The sequence below is a fragment of the Paenibacillus sp. V4I9 genome, from assembly GCF_030817295.1.
Taxonomy (GTDB): Bacteria; Bacillota; Bacilli; order Paenibacillales; family NBRC-103111; genus Paenibacillus_E.
This window is the reverse complement of sequence record NZ_JAUSZE010000001.1, coordinates 6,157,015-6,177,604: the sequence shown is the minus strand read 5'-3', so window position 1 is coordinate 6,177,604 and position 20,590 is coordinate 6,157,015. Positions and strand designations below refer to the sequence as shown.

The 20,590-nt window shown below is 44.9% G+C and carries 15 protein-coding genes and 1 riboswitch; of the genes, 11 read left to right on the top strand and 4 right to left on the bottom strand.

The window, feature by feature from the left end; translation table 11 throughout:
* Nucleotides 1-43: 43 nt before the first annotated feature.
* The 5 genes from QFZ81_RS28490 (at nucleotide 44) to QFZ81_RS28470 (ending at nucleotide 7,828) form a co-directional block, all read left to right on the top strand.
* Complete coding sequence (locus tag QFZ81_RS28490; RefSeq protein WP_307605538.1) at nucleotides 44-2,095, top strand: molybdopterin oxidoreductase family protein; 2,052 nt, start codon at nucleotides 44-46, stop codon at nucleotides 2,093-2,095.
* Between the two features lie 47 nt (nucleotides 2,096-2,142).
* Complete coding sequence (locus tag QFZ81_RS28485; RefSeq protein WP_307439143.1) at nucleotides 2,143-2,388, top strand: hypothetical protein; 246 nt, start codon at nucleotides 2,143-2,145, stop codon at nucleotides 2,386-2,388.
* A gap of 636 nt (nucleotides 2,389-3,024) precedes the next feature.
* Entirely contained in the window at nucleotides 3,025-3,192 is a 168-nt protein-coding gene (locus QFZ81_RS28480) for a hypothetical protein (RefSeq protein WP_307439145.1), read from the top strand.
* Between the two features lie 402 nt (nucleotides 3,193-3,594).
* The gene (locus QFZ81_RS28475) at nucleotides 3,595-6,993 is read left to right on the top strand and encodes a cadherin-like beta sandwich domain-containing protein (protein ID WP_307605536.1); all 3,399 of its coding nucleotides are present in this window, start codon (nucleotides 3,595-3,597) and stop codon (nucleotides 6,991-6,993) included.
* A gap of 127 nt (nucleotides 6,994-7,120) precedes the next feature.
* The gene (locus QFZ81_RS28470) at nucleotides 7,121-7,828 is read left to right on the top strand and encodes a DNA alkylation repair protein (protein ID WP_307605535.1); all 708 of its coding nucleotides are present in this window, start codon (nucleotides 7,121-7,123) and stop codon (nucleotides 7,826-7,828) included.
* Nucleotides 7,829-7,912: 84 nt separating this feature from the next.
* Here QFZ81_RS28470 and QFZ81_RS28465 read toward each other — a convergent pair whose 3' ends face one another.
* Together QFZ81_RS28465 and QFZ81_RS28460 are read right to left on the bottom strand one after the other, a co-directional pair.
* Nucleotides 7,913-9,193, bottom strand: coding sequence for an aminotransferase class I/II-fold pyridoxal phosphate-dependent enzyme (locus QFZ81_RS28465; protein WP_307605534.1), 1,281 nt, complete (start codon nucleotides 9,191-9,193; stop codon nucleotides 7,913-7,915).
* Nucleotides 9,194-9,198: 5 nt separating this feature from the next.
* Nucleotides 9,199-10,455: a cysteate synthase gene (locus QFZ81_RS28460; RefSeq protein ID WP_307605533.1), complete on the bottom strand. Its 1,257-nt coding sequence runs from the start codon at nucleotides 10,453-10,455 to the stop codon at nucleotides 9,199-9,201.
* A gap of 250 nt (nucleotides 10,456-10,705) precedes the next feature.
* Between QFZ81_RS28460 and QFZ81_RS28455 the strand changes: the two genes are divergently transcribed.
* Complete coding sequence (locus QFZ81_RS28455) at nucleotides 10,706-11,389, top strand: DUF421 domain-containing protein (protein ID WP_307605532.1); 684 nt, start codon at nucleotides 10,706-10,708, stop codon at nucleotides 11,387-11,389.
* 2 nt (nucleotides 11,390-11,391) lie between these two features.
* On the opposite strand, the gene QFZ81_RS28450 is transcribed toward QFZ81_RS28455, so the two are convergent.
* Both QFZ81_RS28450 and queF read right to left on the bottom strand, forming a co-directional pair.
* Nucleotides 11,392-12,552: a stalk domain-containing protein gene (locus QFZ81_RS28450; RefSeq protein ID WP_307605531.1), complete on the bottom strand. Its 1,161-nt coding sequence runs from the start codon at nucleotides 12,550-12,552 to the stop codon at nucleotides 11,392-11,394.
* Nucleotides 12,553-12,741: 189 nt separating this feature from the next.
* Nucleotides 12,742-13,242 (bottom strand): preQ(1) synthase, encoded by a 501-nt coding sequence (gene queF, locus QFZ81_RS28445; protein ID WP_029198588.1) that lies wholly within the window; start codon nucleotides 13,240-13,242, stop codon nucleotides 12,742-12,744.
* 11 nt (nucleotides 13,243-13,253) lie between these two features.
* A riboswitch (PreQ1 riboswitch) is annotated at nucleotides 13,254-13,297 on the bottom strand.
* Nucleotides 13,298-13,614: 317 nt separating this feature from the next.
* Between queF and QFZ81_RS28440 the strand changes: the two genes are divergently transcribed.
* From QFZ81_RS28440 to QFZ81_RS28420, 5 genes are all read left to right on the top strand, one after another.
* Nucleotides 13,615-15,858, top strand: coding sequence for an AraC family transcriptional regulator (locus QFZ81_RS28440; RefSeq protein ID WP_307605530.1), 2,244 nt, complete (start codon nucleotides 13,615-13,617; stop codon nucleotides 15,856-15,858).
* 272 nt (nucleotides 15,859-16,130) lie between these two features.
* On the top strand, nucleotides 16,131-17,735 hold the full coding sequence (locus tag QFZ81_RS28435; RefSeq protein ID WP_307439163.1) for an extracellular solute-binding protein: 1,605 nt from the start codon (nucleotides 16,131-16,133) through the stop codon (nucleotides 17,733-17,735).
* A gap of 131 nt (nucleotides 17,736-17,866) precedes the next feature.
* Entirely contained in the window at nucleotides 17,867-18,724 is an 858-nt protein-coding gene (locus QFZ81_RS28430) for an ABC transporter permease (RefSeq protein ID WP_052228915.1), read from the top strand.
* A 27-nt stretch (nucleotides 18,725-18,751) separates the two neighbouring features.
* Entirely contained in the window at nucleotides 18,752-19,624 is an 873-nt protein-coding gene (locus QFZ81_RS28425; protein WP_307439165.1) for a carbohydrate ABC transporter permease, read from the top strand.
* A gap of 10 nt (nucleotides 19,625-19,634) precedes the next feature.
* Nucleotides 19,635-20,582, top strand: a complete 948-nt coding sequence (locus QFZ81_RS28420; protein WP_307439167.1) for a sugar phosphate isomerase/epimerase family protein — start codon at nucleotides 19,635-19,637, stop codon at nucleotides 20,580-20,582.
* The last annotated feature ends 8 nt before the right edge of the window (nucleotides 20,583-20,590 follow it).

Here is a 20,590-nt window from a genome sequence, read left to right as displayed (position 1 = left end):
GGTATATAGTAAAAAAGAATTGAAGTGTTGAAAGGAGTGCCGAATGCTTACAACGATGCGTGATGAACAAAATGGTATTTTCCCAGCCGTATGCTCACTGGATTGTCCAGATCAATGCGGCCTGCTGCTTCATAAAGAAGCTGGAAAGATCGTTAAAATAGAGGGAGACCCGAATCACCCGGTAACACAAGGGGCTATTTGCAATAAAGTCCGGAACATGACGGCACGTATATATGATGATAAAAGGCTGCAGTATCCCATGAAGCGCGTGGGTCCTAAGGGTGAAGGCAGTCAGTTTGAAAGGATTACTTGGGAAGAAGCGATCGAAACCATTACAAGTCGGTGGAAAAAACTAATCGAAGATGAAGGCACAGAATCTATCTTGCCTTACAGCTTTTATGGCAACATGGGTCGGATTGGGACGGAAGGGATGGATCGTCGCTTTTTTAATCGGATGGGAGCAAGCCGACTGCTTTATTCCATCTGCGAATCAGCAGGAACAGAAGGCTACAAGTATACAATGGGAGGCAGCTTCGGGACAGATCCAGAGGATACGGTTCATGCCAAGCTGATTATCATGTGGGGCATTAATGCTGTGAGCACGAATATGCATCAGGTTATGTTGGCTGAGAAAGCCCGTAAGAATGGTGCGCAAATTATCGTGATTGACGCTCATAAGAACCAAACAGGCCGCTGGGCGGACTGGTTTATTCCGATTTTGCCAGGAACAGACGCTGCCCTTGCTCTCGGAATCATGCATATCTTGTTCGATGAGAATTTGGTAGATGAAGCGTTTATGCAGCAATATACCGCTGGGCATGAGGAGCTAAGGGAGCATGTGCGTCAATATGATCCTTCTGTGGTATCTACAATAACGGGCGTACCTGCCCGAGACATTTACCGCTTAGCTCGTTTATACGGTCAGACTTCGCCATCTTTTATTCGAATTGGGAATGGCATTCAGCATCATGATAACGGTGGTATGTGTGTGCGGACCATAGCCTGCCTGCCAGCGTTAACGGGACAGTGGCTGCATAAAGGCGGCGGTGCGATTAAAGGAAATGGCAGCTACTTAGAGCACAATATTCCGGCTTTACAGCGACCTGATTTGCGGGAGAAGGAAGCTCGTCAAATTAATATGAATTTGCTCGGGAGCGCCTTGCTGGAGCTCGATCCGCCAATTCGTTCGCTTTATGTGTACAATTCCAACCCAGCGTTAGTTGCTCCTCATGCGAATAAGGTGAGGGAGGGACTTCAGCGGGAGGAGCTGTTTACCGTGGTTCATGACCTGTTTCTGACCGAAACAGCGAAGTTCGCGGATATTGTGCTTCCAGCAACGTCTTCCTTTGAAAATACGGACTTTTACCGCTCCTATTGGCATCAATATGTGCACCTTCAGCTTCCCGTCACAGCTCCTTATGGAGAAAGCAAAGCGAATGTGGATGTGTTTCGTTTGTTGGCGGCGGGGATGGGCTACGAGGATGAAGCTTTGCGGGATAGCGATGAAGCTTTGATTCGCCAGGCTTTGGATCATCCTGGAAACCCAGCTCTGAATAACATATCGTACGAAACACTACTGGAAAAACAGTTTATCAAGGCGGATGTTAAGCCCTTGTTCCCTGGGGAATTAAAGACACCAAGCGGGAAGATCGAGCTTTATTCTCATGAGATGGAGAGCAAAGGTTTCCCGCCACTTCCGACATATACGCCACTAGTGGATGAAGGTGACCTGCCATTCTTGTTCGTTCCGGCACCGAATCATAACTTCTTGAATTCGACGTTTGCGCATAATGAGAAGCATATCCGAATGGAAAAAATGCCGAAGCTTCATATGAATGAGGCGGATGCTTCCGCATTAGGCTTGGTCAGTGGTGATGTTGCCCGTGTATGGAATGATCGCGGAGAGTGCGAATTAGTCGTAGCGGCTGGCTCGGATGTGCTGCGAGGCGTGGTTGTAAGCCAAGGACTTTGGGCGGATTTGCCGGGGAACAAAGCATTGGTTAACGCGCTCACGCCAGACCGGGTAGCCGATATGGGCGGCGGTGCTACGTTCTTCTCAGGGCGTGTGCGGGTGGAGAAGCGCGAAGTAAACTGAACCCTTGGGCGCCTCGCCGCATAAGGTACTTTAGGAGGTGATGACCTATGTCCTTACAGCATAAAGCGTATGCCTGGATCGGAAGCCCAGTAGGTGTATCCCTAATGGACGGGACTGGTGTTTCTGGTATTCTGTGCAGTATTCAAGAGGGGTCTATTTACGTAATCGAATATTTATATCACACCCAATTTGCTACCAAACATTATGCATTCAATCAAATTCGAGATATTCTACCGTTCCCGCAATGCACCCAGCCTCAACCGCCTGTGTATCAACCGAAACCTTTATATTAGTTTAAAAAAGAATATTAGTTAAAAAAGTTTCCAAATGCCGATCCCCATGGATCGGTTTTCTTTTTTGCTGCCTTGGACAATCCATCCTTTGGATTGAAAAGTGAACTGCTGCACGTTTAAATTTAGTTTCTCGATAACTCACCCTGTTGTTCCAGGACCATCCAATTAGGTCACACGCAGAGTATTATATCACTTAGAGCAGTTAGCTAGGTGTACTTGGACAGGTACCTGGACTCAGAGGAAGGGTGACAGGTACAGAAAAACAAGGATGAAGATGGTGCGAAAGTGGAGCGAGACGTTTGAAAAAGACTTCTCAACTGTCGAGAGTAGGTAAGTTAGTGGGTTTGCGGCTTGAGAAGGCAGAAAAGGCAGTCTCGGAGGCCCGAATGGAGCGAAGGTGGAGCGAGACGTCTGAAAAAGACTTCCCAACTGTCGAGAGTAGGTAAGTTAGCGGGTTTGCGGGCTTGAGAAGGCAGAAAAGGCTATCTCAGAGGCCCGGTTGGAACGAAAGTGGAGCGAGACGTCTGAAAAAGACTTCTCAACTGCTGAGAGCAGGCAAGTTAGCGGGTTTGCAGCCTGAGAGGGTAGAAAAGGCTGTCTCGGAGGCCCGAATGGAGCGAAAGTGGAGCGAGACGTTTGAAAAAGACTTCTCAACTGTCGAGAGTAGGTAAGTTAGCGGGTTTGCGGCTTGAGAAGGCAGAAAAGGCTGTCTCGGAGGCCCGAATGGAGCGAAAGTGGCACAAGACGTCTGAAAAGGACTTCTTAGTTGCTGAGAGTAGGCAAGTTAGCGGGTTTGCAGCCTGAGAGGGTAGAAAAGGCTGTCTCGGAGGCCCAGTTGGAGCGAAAGTGGAGCGAGACGTCTGAAAAAGACTTCTCAACCGCTGAGAGTAGGTAAGTTAGCGGGTTTGCAGCCTGAGAGGGTAGAAAAGGCTGTCTCGGAGGCCCAGTTGGAGCGAAAGTGGAGCAAGACGTCTGAAAAAGACTTCTCATCTGCTGAGAGCACGCTGTCCGAGGCTAGACTGCACTTTTTGCCTATCGCTGCCTGATGCTTGCTGCCTAAGATAGCCAAATCCCAATAATACCCCTCTAAGACCTAAATAAATGACAATAAAATTAGCTTGAAAGAGAGTATGATGAGGGTCACAAGGCATCTGTATGCGCTTACATAAATATTCAAACATTAAACAGAATAAGGAGCTTGTTGACATGAAAATTCATCTTGTTCAAAGAAAGTTAGCCATGATGTTAATGATTTCAATGGTTTTCTCATTATTCCTCATCCCTTCGCCAGGAAAGGCGACTGATGTTGAGGTGGATGTGGCTGCTTTGCTGCCTACAGCGGATGCGGCTATCGCTATGGACACTACGAATACAGCGATTGCCAATACTAACTTTGATACCAAAACGAGCTCAACAACGGGTATATACAACATCTTGTCCAGCAGCACTGTCAAAAGACAGGCCTACTATAAATTTAACGTGGCTGCGGTTTCGGACAGTGCATACAAGTATTATTTGCAGGTATCTGCAAAACGGGGGAGCGGTGCAAATGACGTGGACACAGCTTTACAAGTGTTCGCTCAGAACGATATTACATGGCAGGAAGCAGCAATTACTTGGAATACAGCGCCCCAAACGGATCTGGCTCAATTAGCTAAGTTAGGGCAAATCACGGTCACTCAGCCTAATACGATATCCAAGCCGGCTCTATATACGGTAGACGTAACTAATTATGTAAGACAGCATTTATCGGATGGTGCAGTATCCTTCGTTGTCGGTGATTCACAAGGCTTAGGCAGATCGGTTAATGTGTATTCCAAAGAAACGACGGCAACCAATCCTAAGCCGCAGTTGGTGGTGAAACGAGTGGTACAAGGTGATAATACACCGCCTACTTGGCCATCAAACGCTGTCTTAAAGTCAAGCAATCTGGGAACGGATTTTGTCCAATTAACCTGGCCAGCAGCTACAGATGATACCTTAGTAACCAACTATTTGGTCTATCAAAATGACTCCGTTCTTTCTACCGTTTATGGGAGTACTTATTATAACGTCGAAGGATTAACACCAAATACGAGTTATACCTATAAGATCATCGCTGGAGACGCGGCTGGAAACTACTCCACAACTCCGTTGATCTACAGCGCGACAACGTTAACTTCTCCTGTTACTCCCCTACAGGTTGTGGAAGTTAATGCTAGCAGCAGCGATGGAAATGTAGAGAGCAATACGCTCGATAACAATCTATACAGCCGCTGGTCCGCTTCAGGTGATGGTCAATATGTGATGTTTGACTTGGGGCAAACGAGGAGTATCGGGTACGTGGGCATAGCTTTTTATAAAGGAGATCAACGCTCTACCCTTATAGATATTCAGACTTCAAATGATGCTATTTCATGGTCGAATGTGTTTAGTGGCAGCAGCCGCGCGAGTACGGTTAACATGCAGGCATTTGATTTCCCGGATATCAATGCTCGTTTCCTAAGAATTGTAGGACATGGCAACTCGGATGGCAGCACCTTTACCAGCTTAACGGAAGTGATGATTTACGCACCTTTTTTATCAGGAGATACACCGGTTGCCATTGTTCCGAATATTACACCTACGGCTCCCCCAGGGACAGTTCCTTTCACGAAGGCTGGCTTGACGAAACCAGATGGTTCCGAGCACCCTATGCATACACCTAACGCTGTAACGGGAAAAACGATTAATGTGGTAGATTATGGCGCCGACCCAGCGGATAATGAACAAGATGACCGGATAGCTATTCAAAATGCCATCAACGCTGCCGCTTTCGGCGATGAAGTCTTTTTACCGAATGGTGTGTATAATTTGAAAACATCGCCTGACGGGTTTATTAACATAAAACTCAAATCCGGAGTGAATGTAAGAGGAGAAAGCCAAACTGGCACGCTATTGAAATCAAGTATTGACGACGTCAAGAATAGTTCAGTCTTGAAGTCATCCAATCAACACGATATTATCGTTTCGAACCTGACAGTAACCTCAACTTGGAATCGTACATTTTCCTTAGAGCATGCTACGAATAATCCAGATGCCGGGGGACCCGACAGTATGATTGCCATAGCGAACTATGGTGAGAATCCGTCCTATAACGTGACCATTGATCAGGTTACTGTTGAAAGGTTTAGACGGATGGCGATTCGGATTGAGAACAGCCATGATGTCGTAGTTCGCGGCAGTACGTTCCGCAATGCAACCGATCTCGGTGGCGGCGGAGCAGGTTATGGAACTTCCATTCAAGGAATGCCGAAGGTCGATAGGCTTGGTTTTGATAATGATACGTATTGGAATGTGGTGGAAAATTCTACGTTCGAAGGGCCATATTTGCGTCATGGTTCCCTCATCCAAAATGTAGCGCACAATAACGTTCTGAGAAATAATCTCTATACCAATACCAAATTGGATGCTATTGATCTTCATGGTGAGCTGGAGTACCTGAACGAAGTTCACGGCAATACGATCGAAAACATTTTTACCGGCGGGGGCATAGGTCTTGGAAATACAGGCGGTACAGCGCCAAGCAACCATAGTAAAACGGGTCCTAATAACTACATTCATGACAACCTAATTCGAAACTCACGTGAAGGCATAGTCGTTTCGATGGGTACTCCGGATACATTGATCGAGCACAACACAATTGAAAACACGATAACTGTCAATAATGGCGTTGGGATCAACATTTTAAACGGACCAGGTACTCGGATTATTAATAATCTAATTCGCAATAATACAGCGGGCAATTACTGGGGAATTCTGCTCGAACACGACAACGGTGACCAAAATGCCAATAGTGTAGGACAGGGAGACCCTCAAAACGTACAAATTACAGGGAATACGTTAACAGGAAATACGAATGGGATTCAGCTGCAGGCAGGCTCAAATATTACGGTCAGTAAGAATTTCTTAAACAATATTGGAACCAATTATGAAAAGGCAGCTGGTGTGACGGCTACGGAAATATGGCCTTCGACCGACAACGCGTTAAGCAGTTTGACGATAAGTACAGGTACATTAAGTCCTGCATTTGATGCAGCTGTAACCGAATATACGTCAAGTGTGTCTAATGAGATAGCTCAAATCAGCATCCATCCAACGGCAGCAGACAGTCAAGCGAAGATAACGGTGAACGGAGCATTAGTTATAAGTGGAGAGGTTTCCAGTGACATTCAGCTAAATGTGGGCGAAAATAGGATCGACATTGTTATTACCGCCGAAGATCATTCTGCAAAGACATATCAACTGACAGTAACTCGGCTGTTATCAAACAATGCGAATCTAAGCAGCTTGACGATTAGTGAAGGAACATTAAGTCCGGGATTCGGAGCGAACGTAACAGCATACACGGTATCAGTGTCAAATGGAACCAGTAAGATCACCGTCACGCCAACTGTTGCAGACAGCCGAGCAAAGGTAACGGCTAATGGTGCATTAGTTGTAAGTGGAGCAGCACCTGAAGTTATTCACTTGAAAAAGGGTGAGAACACGATTGATATTCAGGTGACAGCTGAGGATACCTCCACTAAAACATACAAGCTCATTGTGATGAGAGGCAGCGACAAGGATAGAGACAAGGACAAATAAAGCACTGAACAAGAGTCGGCGGGGTCTTCCCTCCCGACTCTTTACATTGTACGAAAGGCGAAGGAAGTTCACATCAAGATCGACCCTATGATACAATACGGAAAAATGAATGTTGAGTGGTGAATCTATGACATTTGAAGAGGTAATGAATAATCTAGAGGAGCTTGGAAGCGAGCAAACGAAGAAAACGTTTCTTCGGCATGGTGCGCAGGAGCCTTTTTTCGGAGTAAAAGTAGGCGATCTGAAGAAGTTGGTCAAATTCGTCAAAAAAGATCGTGAGCTAGTCCTCACTCTTTACAATTCAGGCAATACGGATGCGATGTACTTGGCCGGACTTTCCGTTGATCCAAAAACAATGACGAAGCAAGAACTTCAGAATTGGGCGAAGCAAGCCTATTGGTATATGCTCACCGAATATACGGTAGCGGGCGTGGCTGCAGAAAGCAGCAGCGCGCTTGAATTGGCACGGGAATGGCTGCAATCTCCCGATGAATTAATTGCCACATGTGGATGGAGCACTTATGCCAACTATATTAGTATCACACCAGATGAGAAGCTCGATCTTCATGAAATTGCGCAGCTGTTGGAGCAAGTGAGAACAACGATTCATGCGGAAAGAAATCGCGTTAGATATACAATGAACACCTTCGTTATTACGGTGGGTGCGTATTGTGTTCCTCTATTTGAAGCTGCGATGGAAGTAGCTAATGAGATTGGCAAGGTTCATGTTGACGTCGGTCAAACGGCTTGTAAAGTGCCACTCGCGAGTGAATATATTCATAAAATAGAATCGATGGGCCGAGTAGGGAAGAAGAAGATGACGTGTATTTGTTAATATGCTAAAAAGCTATGACTGAAACGGCAGCGAAAGATGCCGTTTTTAGTCATAGCCTTGTCGTAACGAAAGTTGAGTTGAGTATTAGTCATTGGAATAAATGCGGTCAACGGCTTCTAAATGAATATCCAACTGCAGAGAGTATTCATCACGCAGTTGTTTGAATATCTCAATCGTAAACGCAATTTGTTCATTTGTGTGTGAAGCTGTGGGAATAATTCGGAACATAATTAATTCTTTTGGAATGACAGGATACATCACACATTGTAAAAAGACCCCATGATCCCTTAAAAATTTAACCCAATATTTACCTACAGCCAGATCTCCTCCAGGAACATATACCGAAATAATCGGAGAGGCTGTTTGGGCTACATAGTAACCAAGGTTTCTTAATCCGTTTGATAGCAATTCGGACACTTCAAACAATCTTTCCCGCCTGACGTGGCCCTCTTGGACTAGCTCGAGGGTTTTTCTTAAACTCTTTACATACACCATTGGCAAGCTTTTCGCAAAGATTTGGGTTCTTGCATTATAATGAATCCAATCTACCACTTCTTTTTTAGCTGCTGAAAAGCCGCCAATGGCCGTAAACGCCTTTGCAAATGTCGATAAATAAATGTCTACCTTGTCCTGAACCCCGAAATGCTCAGCAGCCCCTCTGCCATGCGCCCCCATCACACCAAAGCCATGAGCATCATCAACGAATAATCTGGCTTCATACTTGTCCTTGAGCTCACAAATTCGATCCAGTTTGGCCAGATCTCCCGTCATACCGTAGACCCCTTCTGTTAACACGAGGACTCCTTTTTTTCTTGTTTTGTTCACTGTCTGTAACAGCTTCTCGAGACTATCCATATCGTTATGCCGAAAAACTCTCAAATTTCTTGGGTCGGATACAGCCAAACGGGCTGCGTCGATAATAGAAGCATGACACAATTTGTCCATCACGATAATGTCGTCTTTACCTACCAATGAAGCAATCGTTCCAATAATACCCAAGTAACCAAAGTTAAATAAAACGGAGGACTCCTTCTGCGCGTAGGCAGCCAACTCCTCTTCCAATGCTATGTGCTCATGGGTATTACCGCTCACCATTCTACATCCCATGGGGCCGCTTACCCCCCATTCCATAGCGGTTTCCACAGCAACTTGCTTTATTTCATTATTGTCAGCCAGTCCAAGGTAATTATTCGTCGCCCACATGACTTTGTCGTTTCCTTCAAAACGCATAACTGTTCCCGGAACCGATTCTAATACGGGAGAAACAAAATAATTGTCCCCGGCTACTCTGAAATCACCGAAATAACCTTCATTGGTTTGGCACTTGTCAAAAATATCCGTGTATTGTTGCATCGTTTTTTGCATGAGGTTTACTCCTTCTCGATTAAGGCTTGAATTTTTTTATACATAAGATCAGTGGCAAATTGCTGACGACCAATCGATACGTCTGGTTTTATTCGATTTATGCCAAAGTCCCTCTTAATGTTTTTATAGCCGCCACCTGTAATATTTAGTAGGATCGATGACTGCTTGGCAACACTTCCACTGTTTATATTCTTGATAAGCGCCGCAACGGCAGCTCCCGATTCTGGCAAGATATCACAGCCTTCCAGCTTTTCGAATAATGCGCACGCCTCTTTAATCTCCCGGTTGGTGACGCCGAATACATTTCCTTCCGATTTCGTCAGTGCGTCGTATAAGCCTCCAGCCAACCCATAGGGAGGATTTCGATTCGAAAGCACTTTAGCACAGATTTTGCCGATCTGGTACTTCGCATGCTCTTCCTCGATATCTACAGTTCTTATGCGTTGTTTCCAAGCGTCGGCAATAGGTGTAAAAGGGATGTTTTGACTCAGATGCAATTTCATCATTTTGTATCTATAATCTCCACTCTCCACCAATCGCAAATTTGCTTCATATGCCGCAATGGCACCGGCTCCACTACCTATCGCCTGATAGTAGTAGTCTGGAATTTCGCCCATCATCGAAATGGCTGATAGAACGGTTACACCTAACCCATCACGTTTGGCTACATTTCTTGTCCCGCCTGAGTTTTGGAACCCATCCATCGTACTAATCAAATCACTTAATTTAATGGCATCGGAATAATCACAATCTCCGTCGGCTGAAATAACTTTCACACAGTGATTCACCCTGGTAGTTGACCAAAGACGGGTAAGAAGTTTATTAGGAACTACGAGTACAAGAGGCAATTGATTCTCTGAGCATACCTTCATGTACGCTCTTGCCGTATTTCCAGCTGATGCTACAACAAGCGTTTTGCCCAGTTCCCATGGAAACCTGGAACACACCGTGTAGGCCTCACATTCCTTGAAGGTACCCGTTGTCATATCGGCATTACGTTCTTTCCAATAGCCATTGAATGTAATGTGTAATTTCGATAACCCTAGGTAGGACGCCAATTTTGTACTTCGGTAGGTTGAAGGTAAACTGGAACCTTGCAGAATACGACGGATTGGAAGCCAATCTGAATATTGATATAAACCCGGGTGATGATTAATGTTTAGTTTCTTATTCAAATAGATCGTTCTAAGGAGCGAAGGTTCTTCAATTGCACGGTTATGAAATACAAGACCGTCATCATCGATTTCCATTCCTGTTGCCATACACCTTAATTTTTCGTGATTTTTTATCATGGGCATTATCATCGTTTGGTCGACATCCTTTTATGCTCGTAGAATCGATGTGAGAGCGTTTACATTATAGTGGAATAGCCCTTTGGATAGAAATGTTTTTAGGTATTTTTGGAATAATATTTACAGTAATATTTTACCACTCGCCTTAACCCTGTCAAGTAAATATAGTATAATGAAAACCTTGAATATGTGGAACTGAATTAAATCGGGAGAGATGATTATGGATACTAACATGTATGTAAGCATAGCCGTAAAATTGGTTGTTGCTTTGGTTGGACTACTAATCATGACACGGCTTCTGGGAAAGAAAGAGATTTCTCAGCTTACGGCGTTTGATTTTGTCTCCTCCTTAATGCTCAGTGAGTTAGTTGGAAATACGATTTATGATGACAATGTTCATCTCAGCCATCTCGTTTTCGCACTTGTGATCTGGACACTGCTTGCACTTGGCCTCGAGAAGTTTATATGGACCGTCCCTTGTATTTCTCGATATGCAACAGGAACACCCGATTTGCTTATCCGTGATGGGATTATTGACTTTAAGGCGATGAAGCGTAACAATCTAGACTTTGGTCAACTTAGTATGCTGCTGCGGGAAAATGATGTGTTCTCTATGAGGGAAGTCGCCTATGCGTTGTTCGAAACGAATGGTAGTATTAGCGTGCTCCGCCAAAAGGATCCGGCAAGCCAAAACAATGAGGAGGCAGATTCCCCTAAGAAAAGGGTCTGCCTGCCGGAGAGTATTATTGAGAATGGGAGTATCAATGAAGCAGCACTGGAGCGTCTCGGCCGTGACTCGGAATGGCTGAAGCAGCTTTTGCAGCTGAGTGGAATCAGCCATCATGAACGGGTTCTTTTTGCCGAATGGTCTGATTCAAACGGACTTTTCTATCAGCTTAAATAGATTTATTTCTCGATTTTACCTGTGTCAACAACTTCGAAATCGCTGCCCTTCAGCTTACCGAGGTTGTGCAGGTCGTCGTCATCCCATTTCGGATTCGGCGCACCGCTGAGGTAGAGATTACTGCCGTTATCGGCGACGATCATGCCGTATTTCTGCAGTGCGCGAAGGATGGTCCGATTCGTTGGCGAAAAGCCTGAGACATCGAAATCGCTTCGCAGTCGCAGCCGCAGTCCCATTGGCGGGTGATTGGGATCCGTACTGCTCGAGGCATAGTGAGTAGCGGGGGCGATGAACCCGCGCTGTGTCTTTTGCACGGTGAAACGCAGTGCATGATTGATTTCTCCTGCGGCGGCTTCTTCATATCGGACGAGTCCTGGGAAAATGGGCAAGCCCGCTGCGTCTGCCGACGTCCAATATTTCGTCCTTAGAGCATTGGAGGTAAGGTCCCATTTGGCACCATTCGAAGCTGTCCACCCATCACTTGTAGAACGCGCATTGTACAGCTCATATAGAAGATGGTTGCTTTTATCGACCACGAGAACATGACGATCGCCGTCGCTAGCGGAGCCTCCCTCTATCGGGGCATTCGCCGGAATGGGGTAAGGCCCCGGATCACTTTCGTCGGCGTAATCCGTGAAGGTAACATTCACTTTGGGTTGATTGCCATCAACAATCGTGTACGGAATGCCAATGGGAGCACCCTCCCAGACCGTCCCGAAATCGGCATGCATCTTCGTATTCAAGCCGATCGAAGCGATGAACCCTGCAGAGTTTGCGTGAACCGGATACTTGGATATGTCCGTATTCCAAGGGTTATCCTTGGGGAATACTTGCAAAGCCGTAGAACTGGATCCGTTTCCCGGCTGTTCAGGCACAGGCAGCTGTTTGGGCTTGTCCCCGACATAGATGGAGCTGGTGGCATCCTCCCAATCGACTGGCTTACCCAACGCTTCAGACATGAAGCGCAGCGGCACATAAGTCGTATTTTTATAAATGAATCCTTGTAATTCAGATGAGGGCTGCTTGTTTAACCCGTCAAAATAATAGCGAATATCGCGAAAATAAACGTCGATGCCAACTGCACCTGACGCCGCGTAGGTAAGCCCGGAGAAAAACACAGCTCCACAAACGAAACCAACTGCGCCTGCCTTCCAACGTCCCATCGTGTTCAACTCCTCATGAGGTTCAGTCAGTTTTGTTCTTAACCTGCTGTATCTCCCATTCTAGCTGTGTAAACTTGGGACAACCATAGGGCATCGAACTCATTTTGTGCCTAGATAAGAAGCAAAAAAAGCCTAACCAACCCCTATTATCCAAGGGACTGACTAGGCTTAATGTTTATAATCAGCCAATTAGCGATTATCAATTTTTTCCGGATAGAGATCATGGTTCATCAATCGATGTTCAGCCATCGCTTCGAACTTCGTGCCGGGTTGACCCCAGTTGCAGTAAGGATCGATTGAAATGCCGCCACGCGGAGTGAATTTGCCCCAAACCTCGATATAACGAGGCGCCATCAGCTCGATCAAATCATTCATAATAATATTGACGCAGTCCTCGTGGAAATCACCATGATTCCGGAAGCTGAATAGGTACAGCTTAAGGGATTTGCTCTCAACCATTTTAATATTCGGGATATAGGAGATGTAGAGTGTAGCAAAATCCGGCTGTCCGGTTACAGGACACAAGCTGGTGAATTCAGGGAAATTAAACTTAACAAAGTAATCCCTGTTCGGGTGCTTGTTATCGAATGCTTCTAATAAAGTGGGATCATAGTTGAACACATATTTGGTTCCTTGATTGCCTAATAAGGTAATCTCTTTCAAATCTTCATTGCTTCTACCTGCTGACATGGGTGGTTCCTCATTTCATAGTTTTTTAGAGAGGGAGTTTGCGAACCTCTTGTATTTTTCATTAGAAATGTACCATATACGTTGAGAAAATGCATCCTTATAGCCATTGGGATTTCGTGGAGGCTTTTATTTTAAGTCAAATTCTTAAATTGTTCACGATTGTGTATGACATGCAGCCAATAAGAGAAAGAGTGGTACAGGAAGAAGAATCTGTGTCGCTCTTTTTTTAGTTATGGGCTTTTAGAATGAATTTATGTGATGTAAGGTAACATTAAATGTCATATAATTTTTGTAATTATGATAGCTATCAGGTATGATCTTAGTAATTATAGTGTTGGACATAGGTAATCTTAGAGAAAGGGGCCCGTATACATGAGAAAATGGTACAAAAAACAATTGCTTTCCTACTTTCCTCTCTTTTTGTTAACTATTTCTATCATGGTACTGCTTGGTCTATTTGTCGTATCTGACATCTCACGGAAGGAAACGAAAAAGGCGAACAGCATATCCGCAGCCTATGTGTCTGACACGATGTCGCGGTCCTTGGCCGAAGTTCAGAATGCGCTCTTGAAAGAACTCGCCACGAATGATCATATTAAAGAGTTTGTCGAACATGAGAAGCAGAAGCCTAGAGACGAAGGTCTGCTTCTGTTCTATATATCGGAATCCTTGAATGATCTCGTTCTTAACAATCATTTGATTCAATCGATTTACATGTATCGTGCGGATGATGGATTAATCCTTAAGGAAAATCAGAAGGATTCACTGGATACGTTTCCGGATAGGGAGTTCGTAAAGAGCATGTGGACGAACCCGCAAACAGATCGGTGGTCAGATGTGAGAATTCTTCACGATTCGAGTACAGCGGGGGACATTCCCGTCATTTCCTTGGTGAAAAAGCTCCCAATCCCTTTTGGCAGTCAAGGTATTGTCGTCATAAATGTCGATCTCCGGGTGCTGCAAGAAAATTTGGACACGCTTAGCGACCATAAAGTGACTTTTTTGCGTGTGGTCAATGAGCAAGGGAATGTGGTTATGTCTTCCGAACCGCTGAATGACAGAAATAATGAATCGAATCAGGGGGAAGTTATCTCGAAAATTCCCATTTCGAAAACAGGTTGGAGCGTTCATAGTGGAATTAAGGCGGGTCAGCTTTTTGCGTGGGTTTCGCTCCTCTCCTATGTTTGGGTTGCTAGCGGCATCGCGACGATTGCCGCTTCCTTAGGCTACCTGATCTATATTTCGAAACGTAATTACCGGCCGATTCAACTCATGCTTAATAAGCTGGAATCGATCCAACTGCGTTTTCTTCCGGTTGGCCGCGAAATAGACGATTTGTCTTTTATCGGACAAGCCATGGAAGGTTTGATTGAGAAGGCGCAGCATTATGAACAGCAGAATCACACTAACCTGCTTATTCGGCGCAGGCAGCTGTTTTCAGAGTTGATAAACGGTGTAAGCACGATAACGGAGAAGGATTGGGAGGAAGGGGTACCGGCATTTCAAGAAAAGGTACCATTTCAAGAAATGGGCGTTATCGTCGCTGAAATGGAAGGCTACGATGCCTTTATGAAACAACACGTGCCAGAGGATCAAACCGTTCTCAAATTGGCACTGCAAAATATTGTTCAGCAATTTTTTAATGCTCATTTGTCAGTCTGGAGTGAATGGATCAGCAGTAACCGATTGGGTATCGTCTATGCAGAGCCCCAAAACTCTAAGCCTGGCACAAGTCATCTTGTCGACCTTATCGAAACCAGTCAGCAGTGGATTGAAGAGCATTTTGGCATAACCTTTGTCTATGCGGGAGGCACCACCGTTCAGGATTGGCAAGAACTTCACGGTTCCTATCGCGCCGCTTTGCAAGCACTCGGGCATAAGCTGACGCGGGATCGTAAAGCTTTGATCATGATCGAGCAGCTGTCAGGCCGTCCTGCAACAGAGACTTACAGCTATTGGCCTAAGGCGGCGGATGTCGCCAAATCATTCCGGCTGACTCAAGATGGTTGGCGGCAGCAGCTTGCCGAATTGTTTGCTGACTTCAAACTCTACGTATTGCGTGATGAAGACATTACCATGATCCTTGAAACGATGATTAAGCTGCTGGAGCGGGAAATTGGCAATGGGATAGGCGCATCGGATAATATGAGACTGGCTTGGGAACAGTCGGATTTGCAGCGCATCGTTCGGGACAGCGCTACGCTTCAGGAACTTGAAGCCAGAATGATAGGTTCTTTAAATGAATTGTACCGGACGTATGTATCCGTTTGTGAAGCCAACAGCTATCAGGCTGTTATTATCGAAATGAGAAATTATATCGAAGAGCATTTCGAAGACCCTGATCTCTCCTTAAAGCATTTGAGCGACAGGTTTGGGATTAGCGGCAAAAATGTCAGCCATATGTTTAAAGAAGCTTTCGGCATGAAGTTCGTAGATTTTCTTATGGATTTAAGGACCGAAAAGGCGAAGCTTTTATTGACGGAAACCGAATTGGCCCAACAAGACATTGCTCAGCAAGTAGGATATTCCAATTCCATTACATTTGGGCGCATGTTTAAAAGGATTGTTGGTGTAACACCGGGTGACTACAGGAAAAAGCATTCGCTTTATCGATAACTTATCAGAGTAGCTGTCTGTTAAACATACGTTTAGCAGACTATTTTTTTGGGTTCTATGATAGATTATCTTACATTAATATCCCAGGAAAATTGTTTATTGCATATTTTCGATGTAATACCGAGGAAATCACAATAGTTCATATTAATTTATGTTAGTTTATATGACGGAAACTAGTTTATTGTCGAATTTGGAAGCTGAGTGACATACTGAGGGTGTTCCTGGACGGACAGGGACAACGAAAAAATAGGGAGATTGGGAGTTGAGGGGAAATGATGAAAGAGTTGACAAAAAGAAGACTTGGTACACAGGCAGTCGTTATGCTTACACTCGTAAGTGTGTTATCTGCTTGCTCTAGTTCATCCGGCAGTTCTGAGGTAAAGACCAGTAAAGAGACAGAGGCGTCAACAAAAAAGCCCGTAACGATCAAAGTCGAAGTGTTTGACCGCGGTAATTCTCCAACAGGCAAGTCCGTAACAAATAACTATTTAACGAAGTATGTCGAAGAAAACTTTACAAAAAAGACGAACATTAAAGTTGAATATGTACCGGTGCCTAGATCTCAAGAAGTCGAGAAATTAAATGTATTGATGGCGAGCGGCGATGCGCCGGATATCGTATTCACGTATGATTCGAACGTCATTTACAAGTATGTGCAGCAGGGTGGGGTAGCAGAGATTGGAGCTTTGCTTGATCAGTATGGTTCAAACCTGAAGACCTATCTAGGCAAAGATACACTGGCTTATGGAACTTATGACGGCAAACAATATGCCATTCCGGGCAAACGGGTCTATTTAGGCAAATATTCTTCCGAAATTCGCCAGGATTGGCTGGATAAGCTCGGCCTCCCGGTTCCTAAAACGACGGATGAGGTCTACCAGACGCTCAAAGCTTTTAAGGAAAAGAAACCTGGCGGCGAACAAACGATTCCACTAGGCTTCTCCTTAACAAATGCGTCTTACGAGCCGATCATTTGGTCATTCATCAAGAAAGTAAGTGAAGAAGAGCGTTATACGCTGACTCAACAGCTCGGTTCCAGTGAATATACGCTTTTGCTGCCTGGGCATAAGGATGGGGTTCGTTTCCTGAACAAGCTTTATAGCGAAGGCATGATCAGCCCTGACTTTGCATTGGACAAGGATAAAAAGAAAATGTATCAGGATGTTGCAACAGGAAAAGTTGGGATGTACGCAGAGGATGCGGGTGAATCCTATCTGACCAGCCCTCCTGATACGTATACGGTTCTGCAAAAAACAGTAGCAGGCGCGAAGCTTGCACCTATTGATCCATATACGAGTGTGGAAGGAAAGCATCCGAAGCCTGCGTATATTCCGGCAGCACTAAATATTATTATTCCTAAGACTAGTAAAGTTGCCGCTGAAGCGGTGAAGTATTTGGATTGGATGGCTCAAAAAGATGTACTGTACGCGATGACGTACGGTGTGGAAGGCAAAAACTTCTCGACGACTAACGGTTTACCGGTACCTCTGGATAATGAGGAAACGAAACAAAGCTTCTACAACAAGGGCGACTACACGATTATTACGAATGGTACAGATTTTGGCAGCAGCGATAAAAACACGGAAGCGCTATCTCTGGCCTTCGTTGAAGCTAACCGCAAAGATGCGACTCAAGCCTACAAAAACGGCATGGCGGATGGTCTCTCACCTGTCCGATTCCAGCGTCCGATTGAAGCGGAAGGGAAATACGGCAAAGCGCTCCAAGACAAATATGAGCAGCTTATTGTGAAATCGATATTGGCCAAGCCTGCAGATTTCGACAAAACGTATGACGATATGCTGAAGGATTATATGACAAACGGCGGCGAGGCTATCCAAAAAGAACGCACAGAAGCCTACAAAAATATTAAAAAGTAATCAGAAGCTGTTGGTTTCATGCATGGAAGCGACTTGGTTTCCATGCATGAACCTTTTAGTGAAAGCGAAGGAAGGTGGAACGGTTGAAAAATTACAATGTATATGTAAACAGATATTGGCAGCTGTATGCCATGCTCTTGCTCCCTGTCGTTTTTTTTATCATTTTCAAATATGGTCCCATGTATGGCGTTTTGATCGCTTTTAAAGACTTTAACCTTTTTCAAGGCATTACGAAGAGTCCCTGGATCGGGCTTGATACGTTTCGGGCCGTATTCAAAATGCAGGATTTTTATACAGCGTTAAAAAACACCTTCATGCTTAATTTTTTGGATTTGATTGTCTCATTTCCGGCACCCATTTTGCTGGCAATTATGCTTAATGAGTTGAGAGTCGCCTGGTTTAAGAAAGTTTCGCAAACGATACTCTATTTGCCGCATTTCATATCTTGGATTATTATCGGCGGGATCGTCTATCAAGTATTCAGCACGAACACAGGCATTCTCAATCACACGCTTGGTAATTTGGGCATCGGCCCGATTCCGTTTTTATCGGATAAATTTTATTGGCTGCTTACTTATTTAGCGACGGGTGTATGGCAAAGCGCAGGATGGGGCACGATCATTTATTTGGCTGCTCTGACCGGCATCAGCAAGGAGCTATATGAGGCGGCTGAAGTCGATGGAGCGGGACGCTTGAAACGCATTTGGCACATTACGATACCGGGCATTAAACCGACTATTATTGTTCTACTGATTTTGAAATTGGGTGAAATGGTGCAGATTGGCTTTGACCGCCCATTTGTCATTGGCAATGTGCAGGTTCGCGAGTTTTCGGAAGTGTTAAGTACTTTTGTTTATAAAATGGGCATGCAGTCCGGAGAGTACTCCGTAGCTACGGCGGTAGGCTTTTTTCAAGCGGTAGTAGGACTTGTCTTTATTCTTGCTTCCAATTACATTTCCAAGAAAACCACCGATCAAGGCATTATCTAAAACGCCAAAAAAGAAAGGAGTGGCAGTATGAGCGCCAAAACGGCTAATCGTACCTTCGATATCATCAACACCGCATTACTGATCCTGTTTTTATTTTTGAGCTTAGCACCCTTTTTGCATATTATCTCGATCTCGCTTAGTTCGAATGCGCCGATTATGACTGGCATGGTCAGCATTTTTCCTGTGGATATCAGCTTTGAAGCCTATTCCCGAGTGCTGATGGATCCGATGATGCTTAAATCCTTGGGATATTCCATTTATTTGACGGTCCTCTTTACGATTGTTTGTATGGTAATGACGATTGCAGCTGCCTATCCGCTTATGAAAACCGAGCTTAAAGGCAGAAAGCTCATCATGTATTTAATCGTTTTTACGATGTTTTTCAGTGGGGGAATCATACCGGAATATATTCTGATTAAAGAGCTTCACTTGGTGAATTCGACCTGGTCGCTGATCTTGCCAATGATGATCAATCCTTTTTATTTAATCATTTTGATCACTTTTTTCCAATCGATCCCCAAGAGTCTGGAGGAATCCTCCGAACTTGACGGAAACAGTCATTTCGGCACATTGATCCGAATTATTTTGCCGCTGTCGATGCCGATTGTTGCTACTCTCAGCTTGTTCTATGCGGTTAATCGCTGGAATGGCTTTATGGATACGCTGTTTTATATTACAGATCCGGAGTTATATCCGCTGCAGCTCAAGCTGTATCAAATGATTATGAACAGCCAAATTAGCGATCAATTGCAGATGGAAGGCATGCAGATTGTTCAAGTCTTACCGGAAAGCTTAAAGGCGGCCAGCATTATGTTCGCTACGGTGCCGATTTTAATCATATATCCATGGCTGCAAAAATATTTTGTATCCGGCATCATGCTCGGTTCGGTCAAAGGTTAAGGTGAAGCCAATGATGGATAAAGGTGAATATTCATTTTCCACGTGCTGGAACATTAAGAGACATGCGACAGGACGGGAAATGATTGAAGAAATACGTTCTCTTGGCTTTCGTCGAGTCGAACTGAACTATAATGTCAATCAGGAGTTCCTATCGACGATCGAACCTATGATCGAAAAGTCCGAAATCCGTATATCCAGTGTGCATAATACATTCCCGCATATTCCGGATCCTGATTATGGCACCGACTCGGTGCTGTTAGGTTTTGACGACGAGGAGAAGCGCAGCAGAGCTATTGAGCTCCTTATTCAGTCGGCTGAATATGCTCACCGTTATGGCGCGGAGGCGGTTGTTGTTCATCCTGGTGAAGTGCCGTTCGACTATAACATAGACGAGGTCTTGAAGTCGCTCTATAAGGCTGAAGGTAGGGAATCCGAAGCTTATCAGAAGCTTTGGAAAGAGATGCTGGAGCGGAGGAAAGATCAGAGTGGTCATTATCTGGACCGTATCGTCGAGAGTCTGGATACGGTTTGCAACCACATCGCACAGAAGGGCTGGAAGATCAACATCGGCATTGAAACTCGATCTCGCTGTTATCAGATGCCGACGCTTCAGGAGGCGAATACCATGATTGATCGGCTGCAGGGAGCAGGTCTTGGTTTATGGTATGACATCGGACATGGCATGATGATGGATCGAATGGGTCTTTATGACAACGTGGCCGAAGCGAATGCGATGATCGAAAGGGTCGTCGGCGTTCATATTCATGAAACGGTCGGTCTGTCCGATCATTGGTGTCCCTATGTGCATAGCGGGGATATGAGCTTCTTTGATCGGTTCCTGCCGATTATCCAAGCAGCGCCGGTGAAGGTTTATGAACTGAAAGCGGCCTGTGATCCGGATTCCATTGAACTTAGCCATAAATTCATTGTGAACCGAATCGCACAAGGCATCCAATGATGAGATCC